Below are 21,933 nucleotides of genomic sequence, written 5' to 3'. Positions count from 1 at the left end.
ACCGTTTATTTTATTATTGATGAATGAATTTGTTTTACAAAATGTTCTACCAGCGTTATGTTTTTTACACCGGGACTGTCTTCAAACTTACTGTTCACATCTGCTGCAAACAATGCCGGTAATTGCAGCTCACTGATTTCTGTTGCCTGCTCCGGGGTGATTCCTCCGCTTAAAAAGAAGGGATGATCAAATGGATAAGTGGCCAGCAGCTCCCAGTTAAAACGCTCACCGGTACCGCCATACCCTTTCACGGAAGCGGTATCGAAAAGAAAATAATCTGTTACCGGGATAAACGGCGCCACTTCCGTTTGCCAATTAACGTTTTCCCCTATACGAAAAGCTTTAATCACCGGGATTGCTTCCCGGATGGCAGCACAAAATGCCGGTGTTTCATCGCCATGCAGTTGTACAAAATCCAGTGCATAATCTGCAATGGTGCGTTGTATCTGTTCAATGGACGCATTAACAAACACCCCTGTTTTTTTGATACCTGTTGTTTCGCGTACTGATCTTGGATCTATTTTGTTCCCGGCAAAACGCGGTGATTTCTCGTAAAAAATAAAGCCTGCAAAATCCACGCTGTTAGCTACCAGCGCCTGCAAATCCTTTATTCTTGTGATGCCGCAAACTTTTACACGCATGTTGTTATTATTTATGCTGCAGATCCTGAAGCGTTTGTACAAAATTTTCGAAGGCGCGGGCAGGATCTTCCTGCTTCATGAAATGCTCACCTATCAGGAAGCCCTGGAAGCCGGCGGCTTTAAGTGTTACGATGGCAGCAGGATCGTTGATGCCGCTTTCCGCCACCTTTATTTTATCGGCCGGAATTTTTGGCGCCAGCTCACAGGAGCGGTTAAAGTCTACCTGGAAGGTAACCAGATCGCGGTTGTTCACACCTACCAGGTGTGTATGTTCGGTTACTTTTTCCAGTTGCGCTTCGCTGTGTACTTCAAGTAATACCTCCAGGCCCAGGTTATGTGCAAAAGCGGCGAGTTGTGCTACCTCAGCTGTGCTGAGGCATTCGGCGATGAGCAATATTACGTCGGCGCCAATGGCTTTAGCTTCCAGTATCTGGTATTCGTCTATCACAAAATCTTTGCGCAGAATGGGGATCTGGTTAAAGCTGCGGGCCTGTTGCAGGTCATCGGAGGAACCACCGAAATATTTTTCATCGGTGAGTACTGACAAACCGGAGGCCCCATAGCGTGTATACGCCGTAGTTACCTGTTGTACGGTGACCTCGCCATTGATCAATCCTTTTGAGGGCGACCGGCGTTTGAATTCCGCGATGATGCCGGTCTTTTCCGGCTGTTGCAGGAACTGACGGAGCGATAATGTTTCGCGGGCAAATCCGGGGGACTGCTGCAGGTCCTGTGCGCTGCGCTGCAATTTGCGTGCGGCAATTTCAACATGTTTGTGAGCAACTATTTCTGCCAGGATATTCTTCATAATAAGCTATCTGATACTATGACTGCAGGGCAATCAGTTTTTTAAATGCTGTATGTGCGTTACCAGACTCCAGGGATTCTACCGCGGCGGCGAAGCAATCGTCATACGAATTATATTTTCCGAGGCTGTACAGTCCCATTGCTGCGTTGGCAAATACAACGGAGTTCTGTGCCCAGGTACCTTCTCCTTTCAGGATCTTCATAAAGATCTTTGCTGCTTCTTCTGTGCTGTTACCACCGTAAATATCCTCCTGGTGTACTTTACGTTTACCCAGTTGTTCCGGGGTCCAGTCCTGTTCACCTTTGTTGGTGATCACTTTGGTATCGGCGGTGAGCGATATTTCATCATATCCGTCCAGGCTGTGTACAATCACAAACTGTTTATCCGTTTGCTGGAAGAGGTAGTTGTATACCCTGGCCATTTCCAGGCTGTATACGCCGATCAGCTGATGTTTGGCGAAGGCCGGATTTACCAGTGGTCCCAGCATGTTAAAGAACGTACGGATGCCCAGCTGCCGGCGAATACCGGCCACATGTTTCAGTGCCGGGTGGAACAGCGGGGCGTGGAGGAAACAGATACCTGATTCTTCCAGCTCTGCTCTCAGTTTGGCGTCGTCGCTTTTAAATTTATAGCCTACCAGCTCCATTACATTGGACGCGCCGCTGACAGAAGATACGCCATAGTTACCGTGTTTGGCAACTTTGGCGCCTGCGCCGGCCACCACAAAGCACGACAAGGTAGAAATATTAAAGGTATTTTTTGCATCCCCACCGGTTCCTACGATATCCAGCACATCATAACCGTTAAGATTTACGGGTACACAGAGTTCCAGCAAGGCATCGCGGAAGCCCAGCAGCTCGTCGATAGTGATACTGCGCATGAGGTATACCGTCATGAAAGCAGCCAGTTCGCTTTCATTGTACATGCCTTTGGAAATGCTGATGAGGATATCTTTGGCCGCTTCGCGACTGAATGTTTTATGTTCGAAGAGAAAATTGAGAATCTTTTTCATAAAGCTGTTAGCTTTTAGCTGTTAGCAGTTAAATAATGTTTCTGTGAAATTGCCCAGTAGAGACGGCTGTTAGCGGTTAGCTATCAGCTGTCTGCCATATCTTACAGCTCCAGCCAGTTTCTCAGGATTTGTTCTCCCTGCGGAGTCAGTACACTTTCCGGGTGAAACTGCACGCCACTTACATCATATTTGCTATGTTGTACCGCCATGATGTAGCCATCTGCATCTTTTGCTGTTATAATCAGTTCGGCAGGCATGGTGCTTTCATCAATTACCCAGGAGTGATAGCGTCCGACTGCTATCTGCCGGGGCATTCCTTTAAAGAGACGGCCATCTTCCGCGATGATATCCACATTGGTTGCCACGCCGTGATATACTTCTTTCAGGTTGGTCAGGGATGCGCCGAAGGCTTGTCCGATGGCCTGTTGTCCGAGGCATACACCAAATATGGATTTGGTGGGTGCATATTCTTTGATAAGCGGGATTAGCAGTCCTGCTTCTTCCGGGATACCAGGGCCTGGTGACAAAATAATTTTATCGTAGGCGTTCACTTTTTCCAATGGAATTTCATCGTTGCGGACAACGGTTACTTTGCCGTTGATGATCTTTTCCACGAGGTGAACGAGGTTATATGTAAATGAGTCGTAATTATCAAAAACGAGGATGTTCATACTAAATTTTTTGTGCCAGCAGAATGGCTTGTTTTAACGCATTGAGTTTGTTGTTTACCTCTTCCAGTTCTGAGGAAGCCACTGATTTGGCTACCACACCGGCGCCGGCCTGGTAGTACAGGGTATTCATTTTACTGAGAATGGAGCGGATCATGATGGCGTGGTTGAAGTTGCCGTTGAAGCCAACAGCGCCTATACAACCGCCATAGAAGCCACGTGCGGTGGGTTCGTACTGATCGATGATTTCCATGGCCCGGTATTTTGGTGCGCCGGACAAGGTGCCTGCCGGGAAAGAAGATGCCAGCAATGTAAATGGATTGATGGTTGGATCTACTTTACCGGTTACTTCGCTTACGAGGTGGATGACATGTGAGTAGAAGTGTACTTTCCGGTAGGAAGCTACTTCTACGTTGGTGGCGTTTCTGCTGAGGTCATTGCGGGCAAGGTCTACCAGCATAACGTGTTCCGCATTTTCCTTTGGATCTTCCAGCAGTTTATCTGCCAGCATTTTATCCTGTGCATCATCTCCGGTACGGCGGAAAGTGCCGGCAATCGGGTGTATGGTAGCTTTGCCGTTATTAATAACGATCTGTGCTTCCGGTGAGGAACCCATTAATTTGTAATCGCCGTAATCGAAGAAGAAGAGATAAGGTGAGGGGTTGATGGAGCGGAGCGCGCGGTATACGTTGAATTCGTCGCCGGTGAAGGATTGTTGGAAGGCCCTGGAAAGTACTACCTGGAAAACATCTCCGCGGAAGCAATGTTGTTTACCTTGTTCTACCATCTGCATATATTCCGCATCCGTCATATTGCTTTTCTCTTCCCCGGTAGCGGCAAAGGGATACCCGGGGGAATCTTTGTGCCGTATGAGCGACTCTACCAGTTCAAATTCGCTGTCGAGCCCCTCCACCTGGTTTTCACATAAAAAGAGTTCATCTTTAAAGTGATTGATCGCTATTACATATTGATAGTACCGATAACGCATCAGTGGGATGGTGTTATCAGTTGCCTGTTGTTTCTTTTTATTGAATTCGATGGTTTCGAAGAATTGTACCGCATCGAAGGTGGTGTAGCCGAAGAGGCTCTGTACCGCTGGTACCGGGTGTGTGCCGGTGAAGGAGTAATTACCCAGGAATTTTTGCAGTTCATCCAAAACGCTTTCCTTACTCTTTAATTCTTTCTTTTCTACAGGCTGGTTGGGATATTTGAACTCAAACTGGGAGGTGGAAGTCACTTCTATACCTGCAATTGGTTTCACGCAAATGAAGGAGTAGCTGTTTTCACTGGTCCTGTAGTCCGTGCTTTCAAGGAGGATAGAACCCGGGAATTTATCGCGGAGCCGCAGATAGATCCCTACTGGCGTGAAAACGTCTGCCAGCATCTGTTTGGATCTCGTTTTTACTTGGATGGTACGCATGATATATTGGGTGAAGTGTTTGTTTTCTTTTTGAAATGGAATGGTATAAAAAGCCGGAAGGCCCGCTGTGTAACAGCGGGCCTTCCAAATATATTTCTAAACGAAACATGGCACTGTAACACAGATCAGGAATTGATTCCGTGCCACCACCAATGTTTGTTTGTAATGATATTTTGCATAGCGAGAACAAAAATGGAATATTTTTTTAGAATATGCAAATTTTTTTTGAAAAATGGAAGGCCTTCGGCCTTTGTCTTTGTCCAGGATTAAACTGATTTTGATGATTTTGATGATTTTATTTCTTTTTGAAAGATGATATCTGATAAAACAAAATCATCAAAATCATCAAAATCAGTTTAATCCTGGACAAAGACAAGCGCCGAAGGCGCTCATTCCCGCTACAGCACTCCTTTTGTAGAGGGAAGCTGCATATTATAAGGATTGCGTTTTACCGCCATTTTGATGGCTTTGGCAAATGCTTTAAAGATGGCCTCTATTTTATGGTGCTCATTTTCTCCTTCCGCCTTGATGTTCAGGTTGGCTTTAGCGCCATCTGAGAAGGATTTGAAGAAATGATAGAACATTTCGGTAGGCATCTCCCCTATTTTTTCCCTTTTAAACTCCGCTTCCCATACCAGCCAGTTACGGCCTCCAAAGTCAATACCCACCTGGGCCAGGCAATCATCCATGGGCAGGCAGAAACCATATCTTTCGATACCGCGTTTATCCCCCAGTCCTTTGGCGATGGCTTCTCCCAGTGCAATACCGGTATCTTCTATGGTATGGTGTTCATCGATATGCAGGTCGCCTTTTGCGGTGATATTAAGGTCTATGGCGCCGTGGCGGGCGATCTGGTCGAGCATGTGGTCAAAAAAGCCCAGACCGGTGTGAATATTGGCTTTGCCTGTACCATCGAGGTTCAGTTCAATGCTGATATCCGTTTCGTTGGTTTTTCGTACATGCGTTACTGTTCTCAGCCCCAGTTTCAGGAACTCGTAGATGCGGTTCCAGTCGGTCGATTCCAATGCTATCACGGGTTGCAGGGCAGTAATATCATCACTGATCTCTGCATTGCCCAGGCCGGCTCCTTCGTTGATCCAGATGGCTTTGGCGCCCAGGTTCTTAGCCAGCTGCACATCGGTGATACGATCGCCTATCACAAAGGAATTGGCGAGATCGTAGCTGCCATCGAGGTATTTGGTGAGCATACCGGTGCGGGGTTTGCGGGTAGGCGCATTATCGGCCGGAAAAGAGCGGTCAATAAATATCTCATCAAATTTTACCCCTTCGTTTTCAAATGCCTTTATGATCATCTGCTGGGCGGGCCAGAAGGTGTTTTCCGGGAATGAATCGGTGCCTAAACCATCCTGGTTGGTTACCATCACCAGCTCATAGTCCAGCTCTGCGGCGATCCTCGCCATATTCACAAATACTTTGGGATAAAATTCCACTTTGTCCAGGCTGTCGATCTGGTATGTTGGCGGCACTTCTTTGATCAGGGTGCCATCGCGGTCTATAAAGAGCACTCGTTTCATGCGGATGCAGTTGTGGCTGTTTTCAGGTTAAAAGATTTCAATACTTCCAGCAGGCGCAGGTTTTCTGCGGGCGTGCCTATGGTAATGCGCAGGCAGCCCATACACAGTTCTACTTTGGAACGGTCGCGGACAACAATTCCCTGTTCAACCAGGTAGTTGTAAATCCCTTTTGCATCGGTGGTTTTCACCAGTATAAAGCTGGCGTCGCTGGGATAGATGTGCAGTACTTCCGGCAATTGTATCAATGCAGCAGAGAGCAGGTCACGTTCTATCACGATTTCGCGGATCCATTCATTTACCTGGTGTACGTTTTCCAACGCCTGCAGGGCCAGCTCGTTGGTGGCCTGGCTGATGTTATAGGGAGGTTTCACCTTGTTCAGGGTGTTCACTATATCTTCGCTGGCAAACGCCATTCCAATACGGAGTCCGGCCAGTCCCCATGCTTTCGATAATGTTTGCATCACCACGAGGTTCGGGTAATCCGTGAGTTCCTGTATAAAAGTTTTCTGACGGGAGAAATTGATATATGCTTCATCTATCACCACAATGCCATCGAAATTATTCAGCAGCAGTTCTATATCTGAGCGGTTGATAGAATTCCCCGTCGGATTATTGGGAGAACAGATGAAGATAAGTTTTGTATTCGCATCTATGGCCTGTTGCAGGGCAGGGATATCTAGCTGGAAATCTTCTGTCAGCGTTACTTTGCGGATCACGGCATCATTGATATGCGCACTTACTTCATACATGCCGTAAGTGGGCGGACAAAGGATCACGTTATCCACACCGGGGTTTACGAAGGAGCGGTAAAGCACGTCTATGGCCTCATCGCTGCCGTGACCGATAAAAATATTCTGCGGAGGCACACCTTTAATGTCCGCAATTTTATACTTCAGCTGCCATTGCATCGGATCGGGATAGCGGTTGTAATTCACCGGCAGCGGGGATCCGAAGTTATTCTCATTAGCATCCAGGAAGATGGAAGCTTCTCCTTTAAATTCATCTCTGGCAGTAGAATAAGGTACCAGTTTCTTTATGTTTTCCCTTACCAGGGTATCGAGATTAAACATATTACGTTGATTATTCTGTTATAACTGAGCCGGTATATTCCAGCACTTTCAATCTGACGGTAACGGCGTTCTTATGTGCCTCGAGTCCTTCGGCGGCGGCCATGGCTTCTATGGTGGCACCGATGTTCCGCAGTCCTTCGGGGGATATCTGCTGAAAAGTAATCTTTTTCACGAAGCTGTCCAGCGAAACGCCACTGTAAGCCCTGGCATAACCATTGGTAGGCAGGGTGTGATTGGTACCGGAGGCATAATCGCCCGCACTTTCAGGGGTATAATTCCCCATAAAAACAGAGCCGGCGTCCGTCACCTTGTCTGCTATATTTTCGGCTCCTTCACAGGCTAAAATAAGGTGCTCCGGTGCATAAGCGTTCAGCATATCAATAGCTGTATCCATATCTGCTACCAGGATCATCTTACTGTTTTCCAGCGCAGCGGTGGCGATGCCTTTGCGGGGCAGGTCGTTCAACTGTTTACTTAACGCGTTGGTTACATTGGTGAGCACTGTTTCGCTGGTAGTTACCAACACCACCTGGCTATCGGGGCCATGTTCGGCCTGCGACAGGAGATCGGCGGCCACAAAGGCCGGCTTACAGCTGTCATCAGCCAGCACTGCTACCTCAGAAGGGCCAGCCGGCATGTCGATGGCCACGCCGCTTTTATTGACCAGTTGCTTTGCACAGGTAACATACTGGTTTCCGGGGCCAAAGATCTTATATACCTGCGGCACCGTTTCCGTACCATAGGCCATGGCGCCAATGGCTTGCACACCGCCAATAGTAAATACTTTGTCGATCCCGATCAGCTGTGCCGTATATAAAATGGCGGGATGCAGTGAAGGTGTGCACAGTACTATTTCCTTACAACCCGCTATCATAGCTGGTATACCCAGCATCAGGATGGTAGAGAACAGCGGTGCGGAACCACCGGGAATATATAAACCAACCTTTTGAATAGCCACCGGCTTGCGCCAGCATTGCACGCCGGGCATGGTTTCTATCACCTGTACCTTTTCCTGCTGTGCGCGGTGAAAGGTGGTAATATTTTTTGCGGCTTGCTGTATCGCTGCTTTCAGTGCCGGATCCAGCGTAGCTTCCGCCGCTGCGAAAGCGGCAGGCGCTACCTGTAATTCATTCAGCGTTACCTTATCAAATTCAGCTGCAAATTTTCTAATGGCCTGGTCGCCGCCGGTACGTACTTCCTGCAGGATATCGTTTACTTTCTTTTCAAGCGCCGACGTATCCATCACAGGGCGTTGCAGCAATGTAGCCCAGGTACTTTTATCAGGAAATCTGGTTGTTTGCATCGTTTACCTCTTTTATTAAATCACCATTTTTTCGATGGGCACTACCAGGATACCCTGTGCACCAGCCTCTTTGAGGCTTTCGATAATATCCCAGAAATCATTTTCATTCAGCACGGAATGAACAGAACTCCAGCCGGCTTCTGCCAAAGGCAGTACGGTAGGACTTTTCATACCTGGCAGCAGTCCGATGATTTCATTCAGTTTATCATTAGGTGCGTTGAGCAAAATATATTTATTGTTCTTCGCTTTTTTCACGGCCTGTATGCGGAATAATAATTTATCCAGCAACAGCTGTTGTTCCGGTTTCAGGTTGTGACAGGCGGCCAGCACGGCTTCTGATTTCAATACTGTTTCCACTTCCTTGAGGCCGTTCATAAACAGTGTGGAACCGCTGCTGACGAGGTCGCAGATAGCATCCGCCAAGCCAATACCAGGCGCAATTTCCACCGAACCGCTGATTTCATGAATTTCTGCCGAAATACCGTTGCGTTGCAGGAATTCTTCCACGATCACCGGATAGCTGGTAGCAATTCTTTTGTTGTGCAGATCTTTCACGGAGGTATAGTCCACCGATTTTTCCACTGCCATCGACAGGCGGCATTTGCCAAAGCCGAGCTTCTGCACAATATTCACCTGCTTTTGTTTTTCCAGCACTACATTTTCACCTACAATTCCTATATCTGCCACACCGTCTTCAATGTATTGCGGAATATCATCATCGCGCAGGAAGAATACTTCCAGCGGGAAGTTAGTCGCTTCTGTTTTCAGCTTATTAACACCATTGTTGATGTCGATGCCGCATTCCTTCAGTAATTTGATGGAATCATCGTGCAGGCGGCCTGATTTCTGGATTGCAATTTTCAATTTCATCCCGGATAAAATAAAAAGGGGCTTACCTCTCCGGTAAGCCCCTGTTGATGATTTAATATAGTGATATACACATTATCATCCCAGCCTACCGTTGTGGTAAGAAATGATGGTGATGATGGATATGTATGTTTGTCTTCATAATTTCGAGTGCAAAAATAGCAAGTAAAATTAAAAATCAAACACTTTTTTTGGAAATTTGATATTAATTAAATATTAGCGCTTATCTATTATTTGGTAAAATGGGGATGGGAAAGGGCGAAGAGACAAACTGCGTCCCGGATTGCTTAGGCAGCGCGTAGCTTTTATTAAAAAAGCTCACATAAAAAATTCTCACTGCGCCTGTTTTACCAACCACTCCACGCATCTCGCTGATCCACTACAACTTAAGCCCCATGCACATTTCCGGCGTTTGCAAACGATCTGTTAATTGATTTTTTAAACTAATTATTTTAGCTTTATTTTGCTAATAATATTAGTAATTATATAAATGATAGTTATATGGAAGCATTGAAAATGAGCGAGTTGAATATAACCCTGCCCTTCTTTAATACCAGCATCCCTGCAGGGTTTCCTACCCCCGCACTGGATTACCAGGAAGAAGAAATTGATCTTTCCCGGATCCTGCAACCTAACCCCGCCACCACTTTCATTATCAGGGTCAAAGGCGACAGCATGACCGACGCCAGTATCCCCGATGGCTGTATGGCCGTGGTAGACCGTTCCATACGCCCCGGCACCGGCGATATTATTGTAGCGGCACTCAATGGGGAGTACACCGTAAAGCGACTGGTAAAAGCCGGCCGCAGCTGGGTATTACATCCCGAAAATGCTTTTTATAAACCCATCATTATAACAGAAGATGCAGACTTCCAGGTATGGGGTGTAGTAACTGCCGTGATTGTAGATATGCGTAAATAGTGAAAACGGCAGTTATGCATAATCCTCTCGCATTATTATCTCCTGCGCTGGTAAAAGCGCTGCTTGAAAACGGCTTTACGCTATTTGTTCGCCAGGGATTCCCGGCGGGACGGGCGGATACCGACGTCCATATCAAAGAAGTATTCCTGATTACGCCATATAAAGATATCGGGGAAGCCAATCAACACTTTCAACATATTCGTTTCGACCAACGGAAATATATTTACCAGGCACATCACCGGGAAGAAATAGTAAAACTGTATAAGGCAGCCGCACAGCCACCCGGATACAAAGTATATGCGTCCCTGTTACAGCAGCAGGTATGGGATCCACCATTGTATATGGATCCCGCCGTAAGAAAATATATTTCGCTCAAAACAAAATGGCGGCCGGAAAAATCAGAAGAAGTAAACGCTGAACTATTTCTGCATTATGGTGAATTGTATTTTTCACTGAAGTATAGAGATGAGGAAATAAAAGTACCTTTATCCGATATAGATTACGACTAAAAAATTATGTGTTACGATATCGCCTTTACCACCAACATTGAGAGCATATTTAAGTACCTCCCGCAACTGCAGGCCAACCTGGATATTGATTTTGATCCCACATGGCATAAGATCGGTATGTCGTATCCGCAATGGCCGGTGATCACCAACAATGATGGACTGAAGCTGCAGAAATTTACCTGGGGCCCTGTTCCTAAAATGCTGGATACCCTCGAAAAAGTAAAAAGACAACGACAGCTTTTCCTGAATGCACGGAGCGAAAAAGTATTGGAAAACGGTACCATGTGGAATGCCATCCGGCATCAGCGTTGCCTGGTACCCGCTACCGGGTTCTTTGAATACCGGCAAATCCCCGGGTGGAAAAATAAGGTAGCCTACTATATAAAATCAAAAGAACAGGATATCTTTTTTATTGCAGGATTATGGGCCTTCTCTAACTCCTGGGATGTGGATAAACCAACGCGCATCCCCACGTTCACACTGCTTACCCGCAACGCCAACCAGGTGATGACGCAAATCCATAATGGCGGCGACAATGCCGGCCGAATGCCGATGATGCTTACTAATGAGCTGGCACAACGCTGGTTACAGCCGGAACTAACAGATACGGATATACGTGAAATACTCCAATACGAATTATCACCGGCACAACTGGATTACTGGCCCGTAAACTCAGTCCGCAAAGTAAAGCCGGATGACGCCGCAGTCATTGCACCGGTAACATATGAAGGCTTGCCAGACTTAGTAGTATAAAAAATGGCTGACCATTAAAAAATGATCAACCACTTTTTATCATTAATGCAATATATTATTTCGCCAATACGCCCACCGGTATTTTACCATCTGTTTTTCCCAGCGACAACCCCAGCAGCTGTGCTGCCACGGGCGCCACATCTGTAACATTCATTTCCTTTACATGGCCACCGGCGGCGATCCCGGCGCCAAAGGCTACAAAGCCTGTTTGTATCTCCTTAAAATCCGGAAAATAACCATGGGTTCCTCCCTTTGCACCTTTTACCAGTTCCCCGGTAACGGCGCCACCAATGGTCACACCAGGCGATGCTGCCAGCGCAAAAGCCGCATGCGGATCAGCACCCGCTTCCTCCAGCTTTTTATGATCTATAATTTTATATAGCTGCTGTTGGTCAGCAGGTAGCGATTGCAGCAGACTTAATACCTTGTTACGGGTGGCTATATCCTTTTCATCTTTCAGATGCAGAAAGGCAGCCCCACCGGAACTATGGAACTGGGCTTTCCAGTCGCCCGCAATCACATTATTCAACAACCCGTTTTTCGCCAGCAACACATTGGGAGAAAATGTTTTGCTGATATCCACAAATCCGTGATCCCCGGTAATGATAATGGCGGTGCTATCGTATATGCCTGCACGTTTGAGCGCCTCTATAATAGTGCCCAGTGCACGGTCGGCCCCGGCTACGGCTTTTCTTACCAAAAATCCGTCGCGGCCCTGCTCATGCTCATAATGATCAGTACAGGCCAGGTGCAGCGTGGTAAACGCCGGTTTATAGGTAGCGATCAGGTAAGCCGCCATGCGGGCCACATTTTCATCCAGGATCATTTCTTCATCTTCCATGGTAAAATCCTTTAGTCCCAGTTTACCAGTGGCGTTGTCCTGTACCTCTTTCCAGAGAGAAACCGGCGTACTCAATTGCGCCATGATTTCCCTGCGGTCTTTTTTACCGATAGGCCATACATCCGGGATGTTATAATCAATCGGCGCCCCTACTGTTACCGGCCAGATAACGTTAGCAGAAGTTTTCCCGGCTTTATGCACCGCATCGAACAGGGTGGGCGACTTGATACTGTCGTAGTAAAAATACCAGGTACCGGTGCTTCCCTTTGGCTCAAACGGCGTATTGTAGTAAATCCCGTGTTTGGCCGGCGTTACACCCGTAATCAATGACGTGTGATTGGGATAGGTAACGGTTGGAAACACGCTGTTTACACCATCTGCATACACGCCTTTCTCTTTCATCATGCGCAGGTTCACCATTCCCCAGGAAGGATCGGTATAAAAATCCGGCCGGAAGCCATCAATGGTAATCAGTACCACATGATTTGCTTTCTGCGAAAAAGACATAAGTCCAGCCAGCAGCAACAGCGTTATAAGGGTTACTTTTTTCATGCCTGTATATTTTAATATTATTCCCACAAACGGTTTTGTAACAATGCAGGGTTCAGCACCAGGTCGTTATACGGGATCGGATATACGTATTTATAATCTTCCCATTTCCTGTTGATATTACCCAGCCAGATCAGATTACCACTGTTACCGGCAGATAATTTTGTCTGGTCGCCATCAATGAGGAAATAATATACGCCGGGAACCTTTGTTGCCGGAATTTTTTTGACGAATGAAACATCCGGTTTACCATCTTCATTTAAATCCATTAACACATCCATAGCAGGTACATATAAACCCACATACGGATTAGTGAGCAAAGAGCCCAGGCCCCAGCGCATCAGGTCGTAAAAACGGAACCCTTCCAGGATCAGTTCAATACCACGTTCACGACGGATTTCCATCAGCGCCACACTTTTCACACCCGGGTAATATTTAGCTGCCAGGTACGGATCAATAAGCTGCGGCATATCTGTATTTTTTAAGCCGGCACGTTGTCTTAACGGGCGAATAGTGCTGTTCCAGTCTTCCGTCGTAAAGCCATTCAGCTCTGCTTTAGCTTCCGCCTTGTTTAACAGCACCTCCGCATAGCGGATGATCGGAATTGAGTTGTTATTCTCCGCCACGCCGTCGGTTGCTTTTGAATCCATGGTGAACTTCAGCGGCTGGTAACCTGTATAGGTATATGTAAAATCAGGCGGGGCTATTTGTCCGTCGCGTTTGTAATTCCCCATACGGATGGTTTGCTGTAAACGCAGGTCGCGGTTCTTTACTTCCTGTTCAAAGTGCAGGGTATCAAATCCCGGCGTATCGGTAAAACGGCTGCCATCGATATTGAGGTAGGTATCCATAAATGTTTTTATCAGGCTGATCCTGTTACCATAGGTGGCGCTGGTAAAATACCAGTTGGCATCGTTGAATACACGTAAACTTTTATTACATACATAAGCCAGTATTACTTCGCTGGCATTCGGCGTTTCATTGATGAAGAGATTGCGGTAAGTCATGGTTTGATCGCCGGCAGTGTTCAGCGAATACTGCGCACTTTTTATCACTTCATCTGCCGCATCTGCTGCTGCCTGCAACCATTTTGCGTTATCCGGCAAACTCATTTCCGGGTGATATTTCCGGAAAGTTCCTTCAAACAAACATACCCTTGATTTAAAGGCCAGCGCCACCCATTTAGTGATCTGCGAACAGGTATTATCTTTTTTGGAACGGATATTGGCGCAGGCAAAATCCAGGTCGGCCAGCACGCTGTCCATCACCATGGTGCGCGGGTCGCGGCCCTTGTACAGATCCTGGTCGTTAATGGTCATCGTTTTGCTATACCAGGGTACATCACCAAAACGTTTCACTTTTTCGAAATAGAACATAGCCCGGAAAAAGCGCGCCATTCCTGCATAGTGATTCTTTGCTTCGTCAGGAATTTTTGCCTGCCCGTAATGCTCCAGGAAATAGTTAACATTACGCAGATCCCCCCAGCTCCATCCAGTGGATTGCGTAGCCGTATAAGCGCCTGGAATGATATAATTGTTCACATCTTTCCCTCCCATATAATCGCTCATCACATCTCCGCGGATAATGCTGCTGCCATCCGGCAATATTTTATAGAAAGAGTTGGCATACAGCTGCAGATCGGCCTCTGTATTAAACGCGTTATCAGGACTTAGTTTATCAAACGGTTTCAGGTTTAGGTCCTTTTTACAGGACACCATTGCCAGGATCAATAACAAGTAAACACTATTTTTCATCTTAATAAGCATTAATCATTAAAAAGTTACACTCAATCCAACGGTATATGTTTTCAGCATGGGATACGCCATACCGTTACCGGCGCCAATACCAGCTGCGTTGTTATTCAGCTCCGGATCGGAACCTTCAATAACTTCAGGGTCAAAAGTTTTCATGATCTTATACATCGGCGACCAGGTCCACAGGTTCTGACCAGTAAAATACAGGCGTGCGTTCTTCATCTTTATCTTTGAAATCAATGCTGCCGGCAGGTTATAGCCTATTGTCAGATTTTTCAAACGGATGTAGGCAGCATTCTGTACATATTTCGATTGCTGTACGGTAAGCTCCGCATTGGAGTTAAGCGCGGTGTATCCCCTGAAACGCGGGAAGTAAGCATCGCGGTTGGTTTCCGACCAGCGGTTATCCATAATTTCTTCCGGCATCCAGCTATAGGGGCGGTTGTATTGTCCCCAGAAAAGCGAAGCGTCCGTACCTGGCCACCAGTCGCGTTTGCCAATACCCTGGAAGAAGAAGCTCAGGAAGAAATTATTCCAGTTGGCGCTGCCGGTGATCCCAAATGCATAACGCGGTTCTGTATTACCGATGATGCGCTGATCGCCCGGATCATCTACCGTACCTTTACCCTGCGTAATTTTCTTATCACCGTCGAGGTTTTTAAAACGGATATCCCCCGGCATAAGCACATTGGCATTAGATACGCGGATGAATGACTGGTCAATATCATACTTATTGATTTCATCCTGGCTCTGGAAATAGCCATCATTTACGAAGCCCCACATATCTCCCACCTTCATTCCCTCGTAATAGGTGTTGATCAGTTTTTTAGGATTATTGAAGCGGGTAATATATGACTGGTAATCGGACAGCACCACGCCAAATGAATAGGCAAAAGGTTGATTGCCTGCCTTAAACTGATCGCTCCAGTTCACTGATAATTCCCAGCCTTTTGTTTGCAGATCAGCATAATTCCCCTTGGGTACGCTGGTACCAAATACTGCGGGAACCGGCAATCCAACGGTAAACATATTAGTGGTATTGCGGGTATATTTATCAAACGAAACCTTCAGCCGGCTTTGCAGGAAAGCCACATCGATACCGCCATTCAGCGTAGTGGACTTCTCCCAGGTAAGGCCGTTCGGAATTACATTGGGTTGCTGTGTATAGTCCGGTAAAATACCGTTAACAGACATAGGCAATTTACTCACCGACATGGTTTGCAGGAACTGGTAAGGATTCACGTTTCCATTTCCGAGCGCGCCATAGGAAGCCCGTAATTTTAAATCGCTGATGGCTTTGGGCGACACCTGCCAGAACTTTTCTTTGGATACTCTCCATCCGGCAGAAGCAGATGGGAAGAAGCCAAACTGCTGGGATTCCGGGAACTTGGAAGAGCCATCATAACGTCCGTTTATTTCCAGCAGGTAGCGGTCGTCGTAATTGTAGTTGAGGCGAAAGAAGCCGCCCATAGTACGCCATTCATAACCGCCACCGGTAAGGATATAGTTCAGTCCGTTCATCAGGGAAAAATCAGGCAGACTGGCATTGATCATGCCATCGTGCTGATAGTAACGGGATTTGAACAGGGTATTTTCGTAATTATATCCTACCAGTATTTTGAAAGTATTTTTTGCCACACGTTGCTCGTAGTCGGCATAGAAGTTCATACCCGTATAAGTGGTGCGGTCGTTTTCCTCATTCATCTTGCTTTCACCGCGTACCAGGGTTTCACCGGGCTTCCGGCTGTAAGGCACCGGCGTGTATAAACGCGTTTCCACGCTGGAAGTATACGCATAGGTGAAGTCGCCATTTACATGAAGCTTGTCATGCAGGAAGGAGGTGGTAAAACGCGAAGTATTCCTCAGCAGTAACTGTGTTTGATCAGAATAGTTCCCCCCGCTGATGAAGCTGCCGAATACGATGGCCGCATTTTCTGTAAGGGAGCCATCCGGATTTTTGAGCATGGCAACCGGGAAAGCCTCGTCGGAAATTCTTCTCCACACCGGCGTATTGCTGGGATGGTTCAGTATCGGGAAGAAATAGGTACGCTGCGAAAAGTCAAAATTGTTTTCAAGTTTTAACCAGTCAAATGGTCTTACTGCACCTTTTGCCCGGATGTTATACATTTTGAATTTATCGGGGTTATAACGGAAAATACCATTCTGCGACATATATCTGCCGGAGAGATAATATTCTGATTTGGCGTTACCACCGGAGGCCGACAGGGTTTGTTCGGTAGCAGGATTTTTATCTGCATACAATTCTTTAAACCAATCGGTATTACCATAATAAACATAATTGCCGGTAGCCGGGTCTATATCTGTTTTTGGCAGCGACGGGTCATCGTTACGGCGTTTCAGTTCGTCGAGATAATCCAGTGAAAACGGAAATACGCTGTTAGCCTTTGCCGGGTGTGATTTATAGTCGTTCCACGCGTAATATGCTTCATCAAAATTCTTCGCCCATTCGTACCCGTTTGTTATAAACTGCGGTTTGATGGTGCGGTCGTTCAGGGAGTAGTTGCTGGAATAAGTGAGCTGCGTATTATTTTTTGCAGGGGCTTTGGTAGTGATAAGTACTACGCCAAAGCTTCCCCTGGCGCCGTAGATGGCGGCAGAGGCAGCATCTTTCAATACTGATACGCTTTCAATATCATTCGGATTTAACAGGTTAGGATCTCCCGGTACGCCATCTATCAGTACCAGTGCGCTGCCGCCGGCGCCGATAGAGGTGGTACCTCTTACGTTGTAAGTGGCGCCACGGATAGGTTTTCCATCGGTCATACGTATGTTCAGGTTTGGCAGCACGCCCTGCAGGCCACGGGTGGCGCTGGTCATAGGCCTGTTTTCAAATACTTCTTTTCCTACCTGGTCAACGGCGCCGGTAAGGTTTAATTTCTTTTGGGTACCGTAGCCCACTACTACTATTTCGCTGAGTGCTGCGGAAGATTCCTTTAGCACCACATAAATAGATTGTTCCTTTTGCGGATCCAGGCTGTTTTTAGTAATCGTTTGGGTTACATATCCCACATAAGCGATAGTAAAAATAAAGGGGCCCTGCTGATGTGAATTATCAAAAACAAAAACACCTTTTTCATTGGTTACCGCAAAGCTCTTAATGCTGTCTGTTCCGCTCTTCAGTTGAACAGAAGCACCTGGCACCGGTTGTCCCTTTTCATCTTCAATTAAGCCTTTGATCCATGTTTTCTTTTGTGCCTGTGCGGGCAACAGGTTGATAAAAGCCATCAGTAACAGCAGGCCAAAAAATTTAAGGCCATACCTGGAACCTGACTGCCGGTTGTGAAGGGGCAAAGCTCCGCCCTTCGCTAGCAGGTAGCGATGTGTCATAATGCGCAAATATTTAGTTAATGATTTTTTTCTATACGGTAACCGGTACGTGTTGGTATTATTTTTAAGTCGTGCAACATGGCCATGCGATGCAGTACCTGTGCAAGTGAATCGGTGCCCCTGATCATCCCTGAAAAAGCGATATCATCAAAAGCTGCCGCGTTTTTGCTGATGCTTACGTGGTAGCCCCTGGCAATAGTATCTAATACGCCGGACAAAGGCACCTGGTCGAAGCTGGCTGTAAAGCCCCGCAGTGATCCAAACGCAATGGCCGGTGGCGCTATTACTTTATTATTTTCCGCCGTTTGTAAATGACTGACGCCGGTAAGTGTGTTACAAACCATTTGTTGCCCCGGCAACAGGTAGCGTATTTGTTCCTTTGATTTCACCATTACCTTACCCGTGTGCAGTAATACCTTTACTTCGTTGCGGATAGTGGCAATGGTAAAAGAGGTGCCCAGTGCGGTGGTGCTAACTCCTTCACTGAGTACAGTAAAGGGCAGTGGCGCACTTTTAGCCACGTTAAAAAAACCTTTTCCACGGAGCTGAATGATCCTGTCTTTCTGCCCGAACGGCGCGGCGAAACTTATGGCTGATTGTTGATACAGCACCACCTGCGAACCATCCGGCAGTTGAACGGACTTTTGCTGCCCCGTTTTATTTTCGATGACGGTAGTATCTGTTTTTGTTACTGCCACCGCCGTTGCCATTTGCCGTGCAGGCGACGGCGTAGTTCTGAACATCCATAGGCTGCAGGCAACAAGCAGTATAACAGCCGCTGCTGCTGCCCAACGCAGGTATATTATTCTGCGGCGGTTGTTGATACGGTCGGCGATCACCGTGTACATTTCTTTTGTTTCAGCAGCAGTAAACGCCGGTGTGTCACCGTCCTGCTGCTGTTGTTCATACCATTGATCATATTCTGCCAGCTCTGCGTTGGTAGCGGTTCCTTCCAGGTATTTTTCGAGTAAATATTGCAGGCGCGATGGCGTCATTAGTATGCATGTTTGCTATACTTATCACCTCAGCGATCATTTACCCCCATCTCATTTTTCCGAAAAAGCGGGAATTCATATTTAGTTAACATTGGAAAACTTGTTTACCATAACTTAACATACAAAGCTTGTTTCTGTAAATATCTTTGCTGGCAAAACCGGATTCTTATCTACTCCAGCAGCGAACATACGGGCAATAGTTTGTGGCAGCAGGCCAGGAAAGGCGATACAAAAGCGTTTGAGCAGCTGTACGCATATTCGGTAACAGCGCTGAGCAACCAGGCTTTCCGTATTCTGAAAGACCGTGAGCAGGTAAAGGATATTATACAGGATGTGTTTATCAGTTTATACCTGAGGAGAGAAGAAATAGCAGCAGATGTAAATATCAACGGTTATCTGAACAATGCCGTAAAATACAAAGTATCTAATTTATTACGCAATAAGCTGCTAAAGGAAAACCACCACCAGGTGCTGATCAGGCAAGCCTGGCAACAGGAGGTGGTACAACCTGTGCAGCTCGAACAGCATGAACTGAAAAACCAGATTGCCCGCAGTATTAATACCCTCCCACTCAAATGCAGAGAAGTTTTTATGCTTAGCTACTATGGTAATATGGGCTACAAAGCGATTGCACAGGAAATGGGCATCTCTGTAAAAACAGTAGAAAAGCACATGAGTAAGGCTTTACAGGTATTACGCAGGGAACTGAAAGCAGAACATCATCTCGGTATGCTGTTAATCGGCATGTCTGTTTACATGGGTATATAATTTCTTCCCTACCCGGAAAATTATCAACAAGACTTCTCTCTGAAAAAAAATGTTTCTTTGTGGGTTAAATGACCCGGGATGAAACATTTACTGATTTGTTGTTTGATACTGTTTCCATTTTTTGCCAGTGCGCAGGAATTATCTGATTATAAGGATACCCTTCATCACTTTTCCGTAGGCGTACCCCAGGGCTGGCGGGTATGGAAAAACAATAAAGTGGCTACGCTGAAATTTGTAGCACAACGGCTTTTAAGCGACAGCAGCCGGCAAGCGCCGGAAAACTTCAATATCAGCATCATGGAGGAGCCCGGATCCAATGTGGATAAAGTGGTAAAGAAGCTGTTAAATTATACCAGCCACAACCCTTATTTCAGGTTAATAGATTCCGGGAGTATGATGAACAACGGCAAACGGATGCTGTGGCTGGATGAAATGCACACGGAAGCCAACTATCCCGATACTTTTTTTGCCAGCATATTTGTTACTTATACCGACAATAAGGCGTACCTGTTAACCGCTACCACGCTATGGGCTTCTTCCGGCATTTATGGCCCTTTGTTTCACCAGATCGGCGGTACATTCAGGGCGGGCAAACCGGCGCGGAAAGAACGGCTTAAAATCACTTTTCCTGTCAATACCAAATGGAAGCTGATCACCGATACCGACATCGACAATTTTGCCACGCGTCAGTATATTACCAACAACGAAACGCCTGAAAAGTGGACCCAGATGCTGTATGTAATGACCATGGAAAATGTAAAGGTGCCGGATATTGGGCAGGCCATTAAAAGCTTCACGGATGCAGCAATCCGGAAATCGGCGGATGCCAGGGTGACGATACTGGGTAAAGAAAATCTGCCGGGCCGGCGCTGGGCACTGTTTAAAGTAGAGGCCCCCGCAGCGCCCGGCGACACATTGCCTGAATCACAACTCTACTATGTTATACAGGGGCCCGGGTCTTTTCATGCCGTATTTATAGCGAAGAAAGAAAAAACGTTGCCCGCGGCGTATACAAAAACCTGGGGCGACATTTTCCGCAAAAGCCGGCTGGTCAACGAATAACGCCCGGCTATACAGGCATGGACAGCTGTTTCCGGGTGAGCGGATGGGCGGAAAAATGGAAGCCTGCGGCAGCGATGACGATGAGCACAATAGCAATGATATGCGGCATGGCCGTCATCACGTTCCCGTGGGTTGCCTGCAACACCAATGTCATATCCACTACCGGGACAAAAATGCTGGAGAGCAATACCACCATTAATGCTTTCCGCTGGTTCATAGCTGCCAGCAGGGTGACAATCATACCATAACCCAGGTCGCGGATACCTTTGATATAGTGAAAGGAATAATCCCCGTTTTCCTGGAAATGTAATCCAAATCCTGCTTCTGCAGCTTCCGGCTGCAACAGGAAACGGCAGCCAATAAACACCAGTGTTAAACCGGAAACAATAGTCAGGTACTTAAAGAAATTTAAACGTGTCATATGCAATGATTTTATGACACAAATTTCCGTTCCAGACGTTTAAATTTCGTTCACCTGGGTTAATTAATGCTTCCGGGATAACCGGCTCCTGATCCGGCTGAGGGATTGTGGTTTTACACCGATAAAAGAAGCGATCATATACTGTGGAATGCGGTGTTGTATTTTATCAAACAGTTCGAAGAACTCATAATAGCGCTCTTCCGGTGTGCCGGTGTACAACGAAGTGACCTGCTTCGATGACTTCACAAAAACATCTTCGATAATGAGGCGGCCCATGCGATCGCCTTCTTTCACGGTATCATATATTTTTTGCAGGTTATCGCGGGAAGCTGCCCACAACACCGTGGGTTCCATCGCAATAATACTCCTGGTGGACGGTTGCCGGGAAAGAAAGCTTTCAAGATTACCCACCCACTCATTTTCGCCTGAAAAATAAGCGCTGATATCTTCCCCCTGATGATTCATTACATACCTCACCAGTCCTTTTTCAATAAAGGCTACCTGTGTGGATACTTTGCCTTCCTGCAGGAAGTAGTCGTTTTTTTTCAGTGTTACCCGGCTGAAAAGATCCGGCAACAGCTGTTCTTCTTCTGCCGACAGCCGGATGAGGTATTTGATGGAATCGATTAATTGCTGGCTCATACCCCTAAAATATATAATTTACGGGACCCACTGCTTTAAAAAGCGT

General features: G+C 46.7%; 20 protein-coding genes. 5 read left to right on the top strand and 15 right to left on the bottom strand.

The genetic code is table 11. The annotated features are described in order from the left end of the window. Positions 1-5 precede the first annotated feature (5 nt). The 9 genes from KE626_RS05455 to hisG form a co-directional block, all read right to left on the bottom strand. Positions 6-641 carry a phosphoribosylanthranilate isomerase gene (locus KE626_RS05455; RefSeq protein ID WP_211971853.1) on the bottom strand — a complete coding sequence of 212 codons (636 nt, stop codon included), beginning with the start codon at positions 639-641 and terminating at the stop codon, positions 6-8. Between the two features lie 7 nt (positions 642-648). Beyond that, positions 649-1,449 carry an indole-3-glycerol phosphate synthase TrpC gene (gene trpC / locus KE626_RS05450; protein ID WP_211971852.1) on the bottom strand — a complete coding sequence of 267 codons (801 nt, stop codon included), beginning with the start codon at positions 1,447-1,449 and terminating at the stop codon, positions 649-651. A gap of 16 nt (positions 1,450-1,465) precedes the next feature. Further along, on the bottom strand, positions 1,466-2,461 hold the full coding sequence (trpD, locus tag KE626_RS05445) for an anthranilate phosphoribosyltransferase (RefSeq protein ID WP_211971851.1): 996 nt from the start codon (positions 2,459-2,461) through the stop codon (positions 1,466-1,468). A 101-nt stretch (positions 2,462-2,562) separates the two neighbouring features. Further along, positions 2,563-3,132, bottom strand: coding sequence for an anthranilate synthase component II (locus KE626_RS05440; RefSeq protein WP_211971850.1), 570 nt, complete (start codon positions 3,130-3,132; stop codon positions 2,563-2,565). A gap of 1 nt (position 3,133) precedes the next feature. Continuing rightward, positions 3,134-4,549 (bottom strand): anthranilate synthase component I family protein, encoded by a 1,416-nt coding sequence (locus KE626_RS05435; protein ID WP_211971849.1) that lies wholly within the window; start codon positions 4,547-4,549, stop codon positions 3,134-3,136. A 398-nt stretch (positions 4,550-4,947) separates the two neighbouring features. Continuing rightward, positions 4,948-6,084, bottom strand: coding sequence for a bifunctional histidinol-phosphatase/imidazoleglycerol-phosphate dehydratase HisB (gene hisB, locus KE626_RS05430; RefSeq protein ID WP_211971848.1), 1,137 nt, complete (start codon positions 6,082-6,084; stop codon positions 4,948-4,950). After that, complete coding sequence (gene hisC / locus KE626_RS05425; RefSeq protein WP_211971847.1) at positions 6,081-7,154, bottom strand: histidinol-phosphate transaminase; 1,074 nt, start codon at positions 7,152-7,154, stop codon at positions 6,081-6,083. The genes hisB and hisC overlap by 4 nt, the downstream gene beginning before the upstream one ends. A gap of 10 nt (positions 7,155-7,164) precedes the next feature. After that, a complete protein-coding gene (hisD, locus tag KE626_RS05420) occupies positions 7,165-8,457 on the bottom strand; it encodes a histidinol dehydrogenase (protein ID WP_211971846.1) in 1,293 nt (430 codons plus the stop codon). 15 nt (positions 8,458-8,472) lie between these two features. Further along, positions 8,473-9,327 (bottom strand): ATP phosphoribosyltransferase, encoded by an 855-nt coding sequence (gene hisG / locus KE626_RS05415; protein WP_211971845.1) that lies wholly within the window; start codon positions 9,325-9,327, stop codon positions 8,473-8,475. Between the two features lie 498 nt (positions 9,328-9,825). On the opposite strand from hisG, the gene KE626_RS05410 reads away from it, so the two are divergent. The 3 genes from KE626_RS05410 to KE626_RS05400 are packed head-to-tail and all read left to right on the top strand — an operon-like array spanning position 9,826 to position 11,507. Further along, entirely contained in the window at positions 9,826-10,245 is a 420-nt protein-coding gene (locus KE626_RS05410) for a LexA family protein (RefSeq protein WP_249207280.1), read from the top strand. Positions 10,246-10,259: 14 nt separating this feature from the next. Next, the gene (locus tag KE626_RS05405; protein ID WP_211971844.1) at positions 10,260-10,754 is read left to right on the top strand and encodes a hypothetical protein; all 495 of its coding nucleotides are present in this window, start codon (positions 10,260-10,262) and stop codon (positions 10,752-10,754) included. Positions 10,755-10,760: 6 nt separating this feature from the next. Next, the gene (locus KE626_RS05400) at positions 10,761-11,507 is read left to right on the top strand and encodes an SOS response-associated peptidase (RefSeq protein WP_211971843.1); all 747 of its coding nucleotides are present in this window, start codon (positions 10,761-10,763) and stop codon (positions 11,505-11,507) included. Positions 11,508-11,562: 55 nt separating this feature from the next. On the opposite strand, the gene KE626_RS05395 is transcribed toward KE626_RS05400, so the two are convergent. From KE626_RS05395 to KE626_RS05380, 4 genes are read right to left on the bottom strand one after another with little or no spacing between them, the layout of a single operon-like run. Further along, positions 11,563-12,900: an alkaline phosphatase family protein gene (locus KE626_RS05395; RefSeq protein WP_211971842.1), complete on the bottom strand. Its 1,338-nt coding sequence runs from the start codon at positions 12,898-12,900 to the stop codon at positions 11,563-11,565. A gap of 17 nt (positions 12,901-12,917) precedes the next feature. Further along, complete coding sequence (locus KE626_RS05390) at positions 12,918-14,651, bottom strand: RagB/SusD family nutrient uptake outer membrane protein (protein WP_249207278.1); 1,734 nt, start codon at positions 14,649-14,651, stop codon at positions 12,918-12,920. A gap of 18 nt (positions 14,652-14,669) precedes the next feature. Further along, entirely contained in the window at positions 14,670-17,999 is a 3,330-nt protein-coding gene (locus KE626_RS05385) for a SusC/RagA family TonB-linked outer membrane protein (RefSeq protein ID WP_211971840.1), read from the bottom strand. A gap of 17 nt (positions 18,000-18,016) precedes the next feature. Further along, on the bottom strand, positions 18,017-18,994 hold the full coding sequence (locus tag KE626_RS05380) for a FecR family protein (RefSeq protein ID WP_211971839.1): 978 nt from the start codon (positions 18,992-18,994) through the stop codon (positions 18,017-18,019). 201 nt (positions 18,995-19,195) lie between these two features. Between KE626_RS05380 and KE626_RS05375 the strand changes: the two genes are divergently transcribed. Together KE626_RS05375 and KE626_RS05370 are read left to right on the top strand one after the other, a co-directional pair. Continuing rightward, positions 19,196-19,762 (top strand): RNA polymerase sigma-70 factor, encoded by a 567-nt coding sequence (locus KE626_RS05375; protein ID WP_211971838.1) that lies wholly within the window; start codon positions 19,196-19,198, stop codon positions 19,760-19,762. A 78-nt stretch (positions 19,763-19,840) separates the two neighbouring features. Then, a complete protein-coding gene (locus tag KE626_RS05370; protein ID WP_211971837.1) occupies positions 19,841-20,824 on the top strand; it encodes a hypothetical protein in 984 nt (327 codons plus the stop codon). A gap of 7 nt (positions 20,825-20,831) precedes the next feature. Here KE626_RS05370 and KE626_RS05365 read toward each other — a convergent pair whose 3' ends face one another. Together KE626_RS05365 and KE626_RS05360 are read right to left on the bottom strand one after the other, a co-directional pair. Next, positions 20,832-21,245 (bottom strand): DUF4267 domain-containing protein, encoded by a 414-nt coding sequence (locus KE626_RS05365; RefSeq protein WP_211971836.1) that lies wholly within the window; start codon positions 21,243-21,245, stop codon positions 20,832-20,834. A gap of 63 nt (positions 21,246-21,308) precedes the next feature. Then, positions 21,309-21,887: a Crp/Fnr family transcriptional regulator gene (locus KE626_RS05360; RefSeq protein WP_211971835.1), complete on the bottom strand. Its 579-nt coding sequence runs from the start codon at positions 21,885-21,887 to the stop codon at positions 21,309-21,311. Positions 21,888-21,933: the final 46 nt, after the last annotated feature.

Origin of the sequence: Chitinophaga hostae (assembly GCF_018224885.1) — a bacterium.
Classification (GTDB): Bacteria; Bacteroidota; Bacteroidia; order Chitinophagales; family Chitinophagaceae; genus Chitinophaga; species Chitinophaga hostae.
Note: the sequence above shows the minus strand (reverse complement) of the source record. Positions and strands in the feature narration are given on the sequence as shown.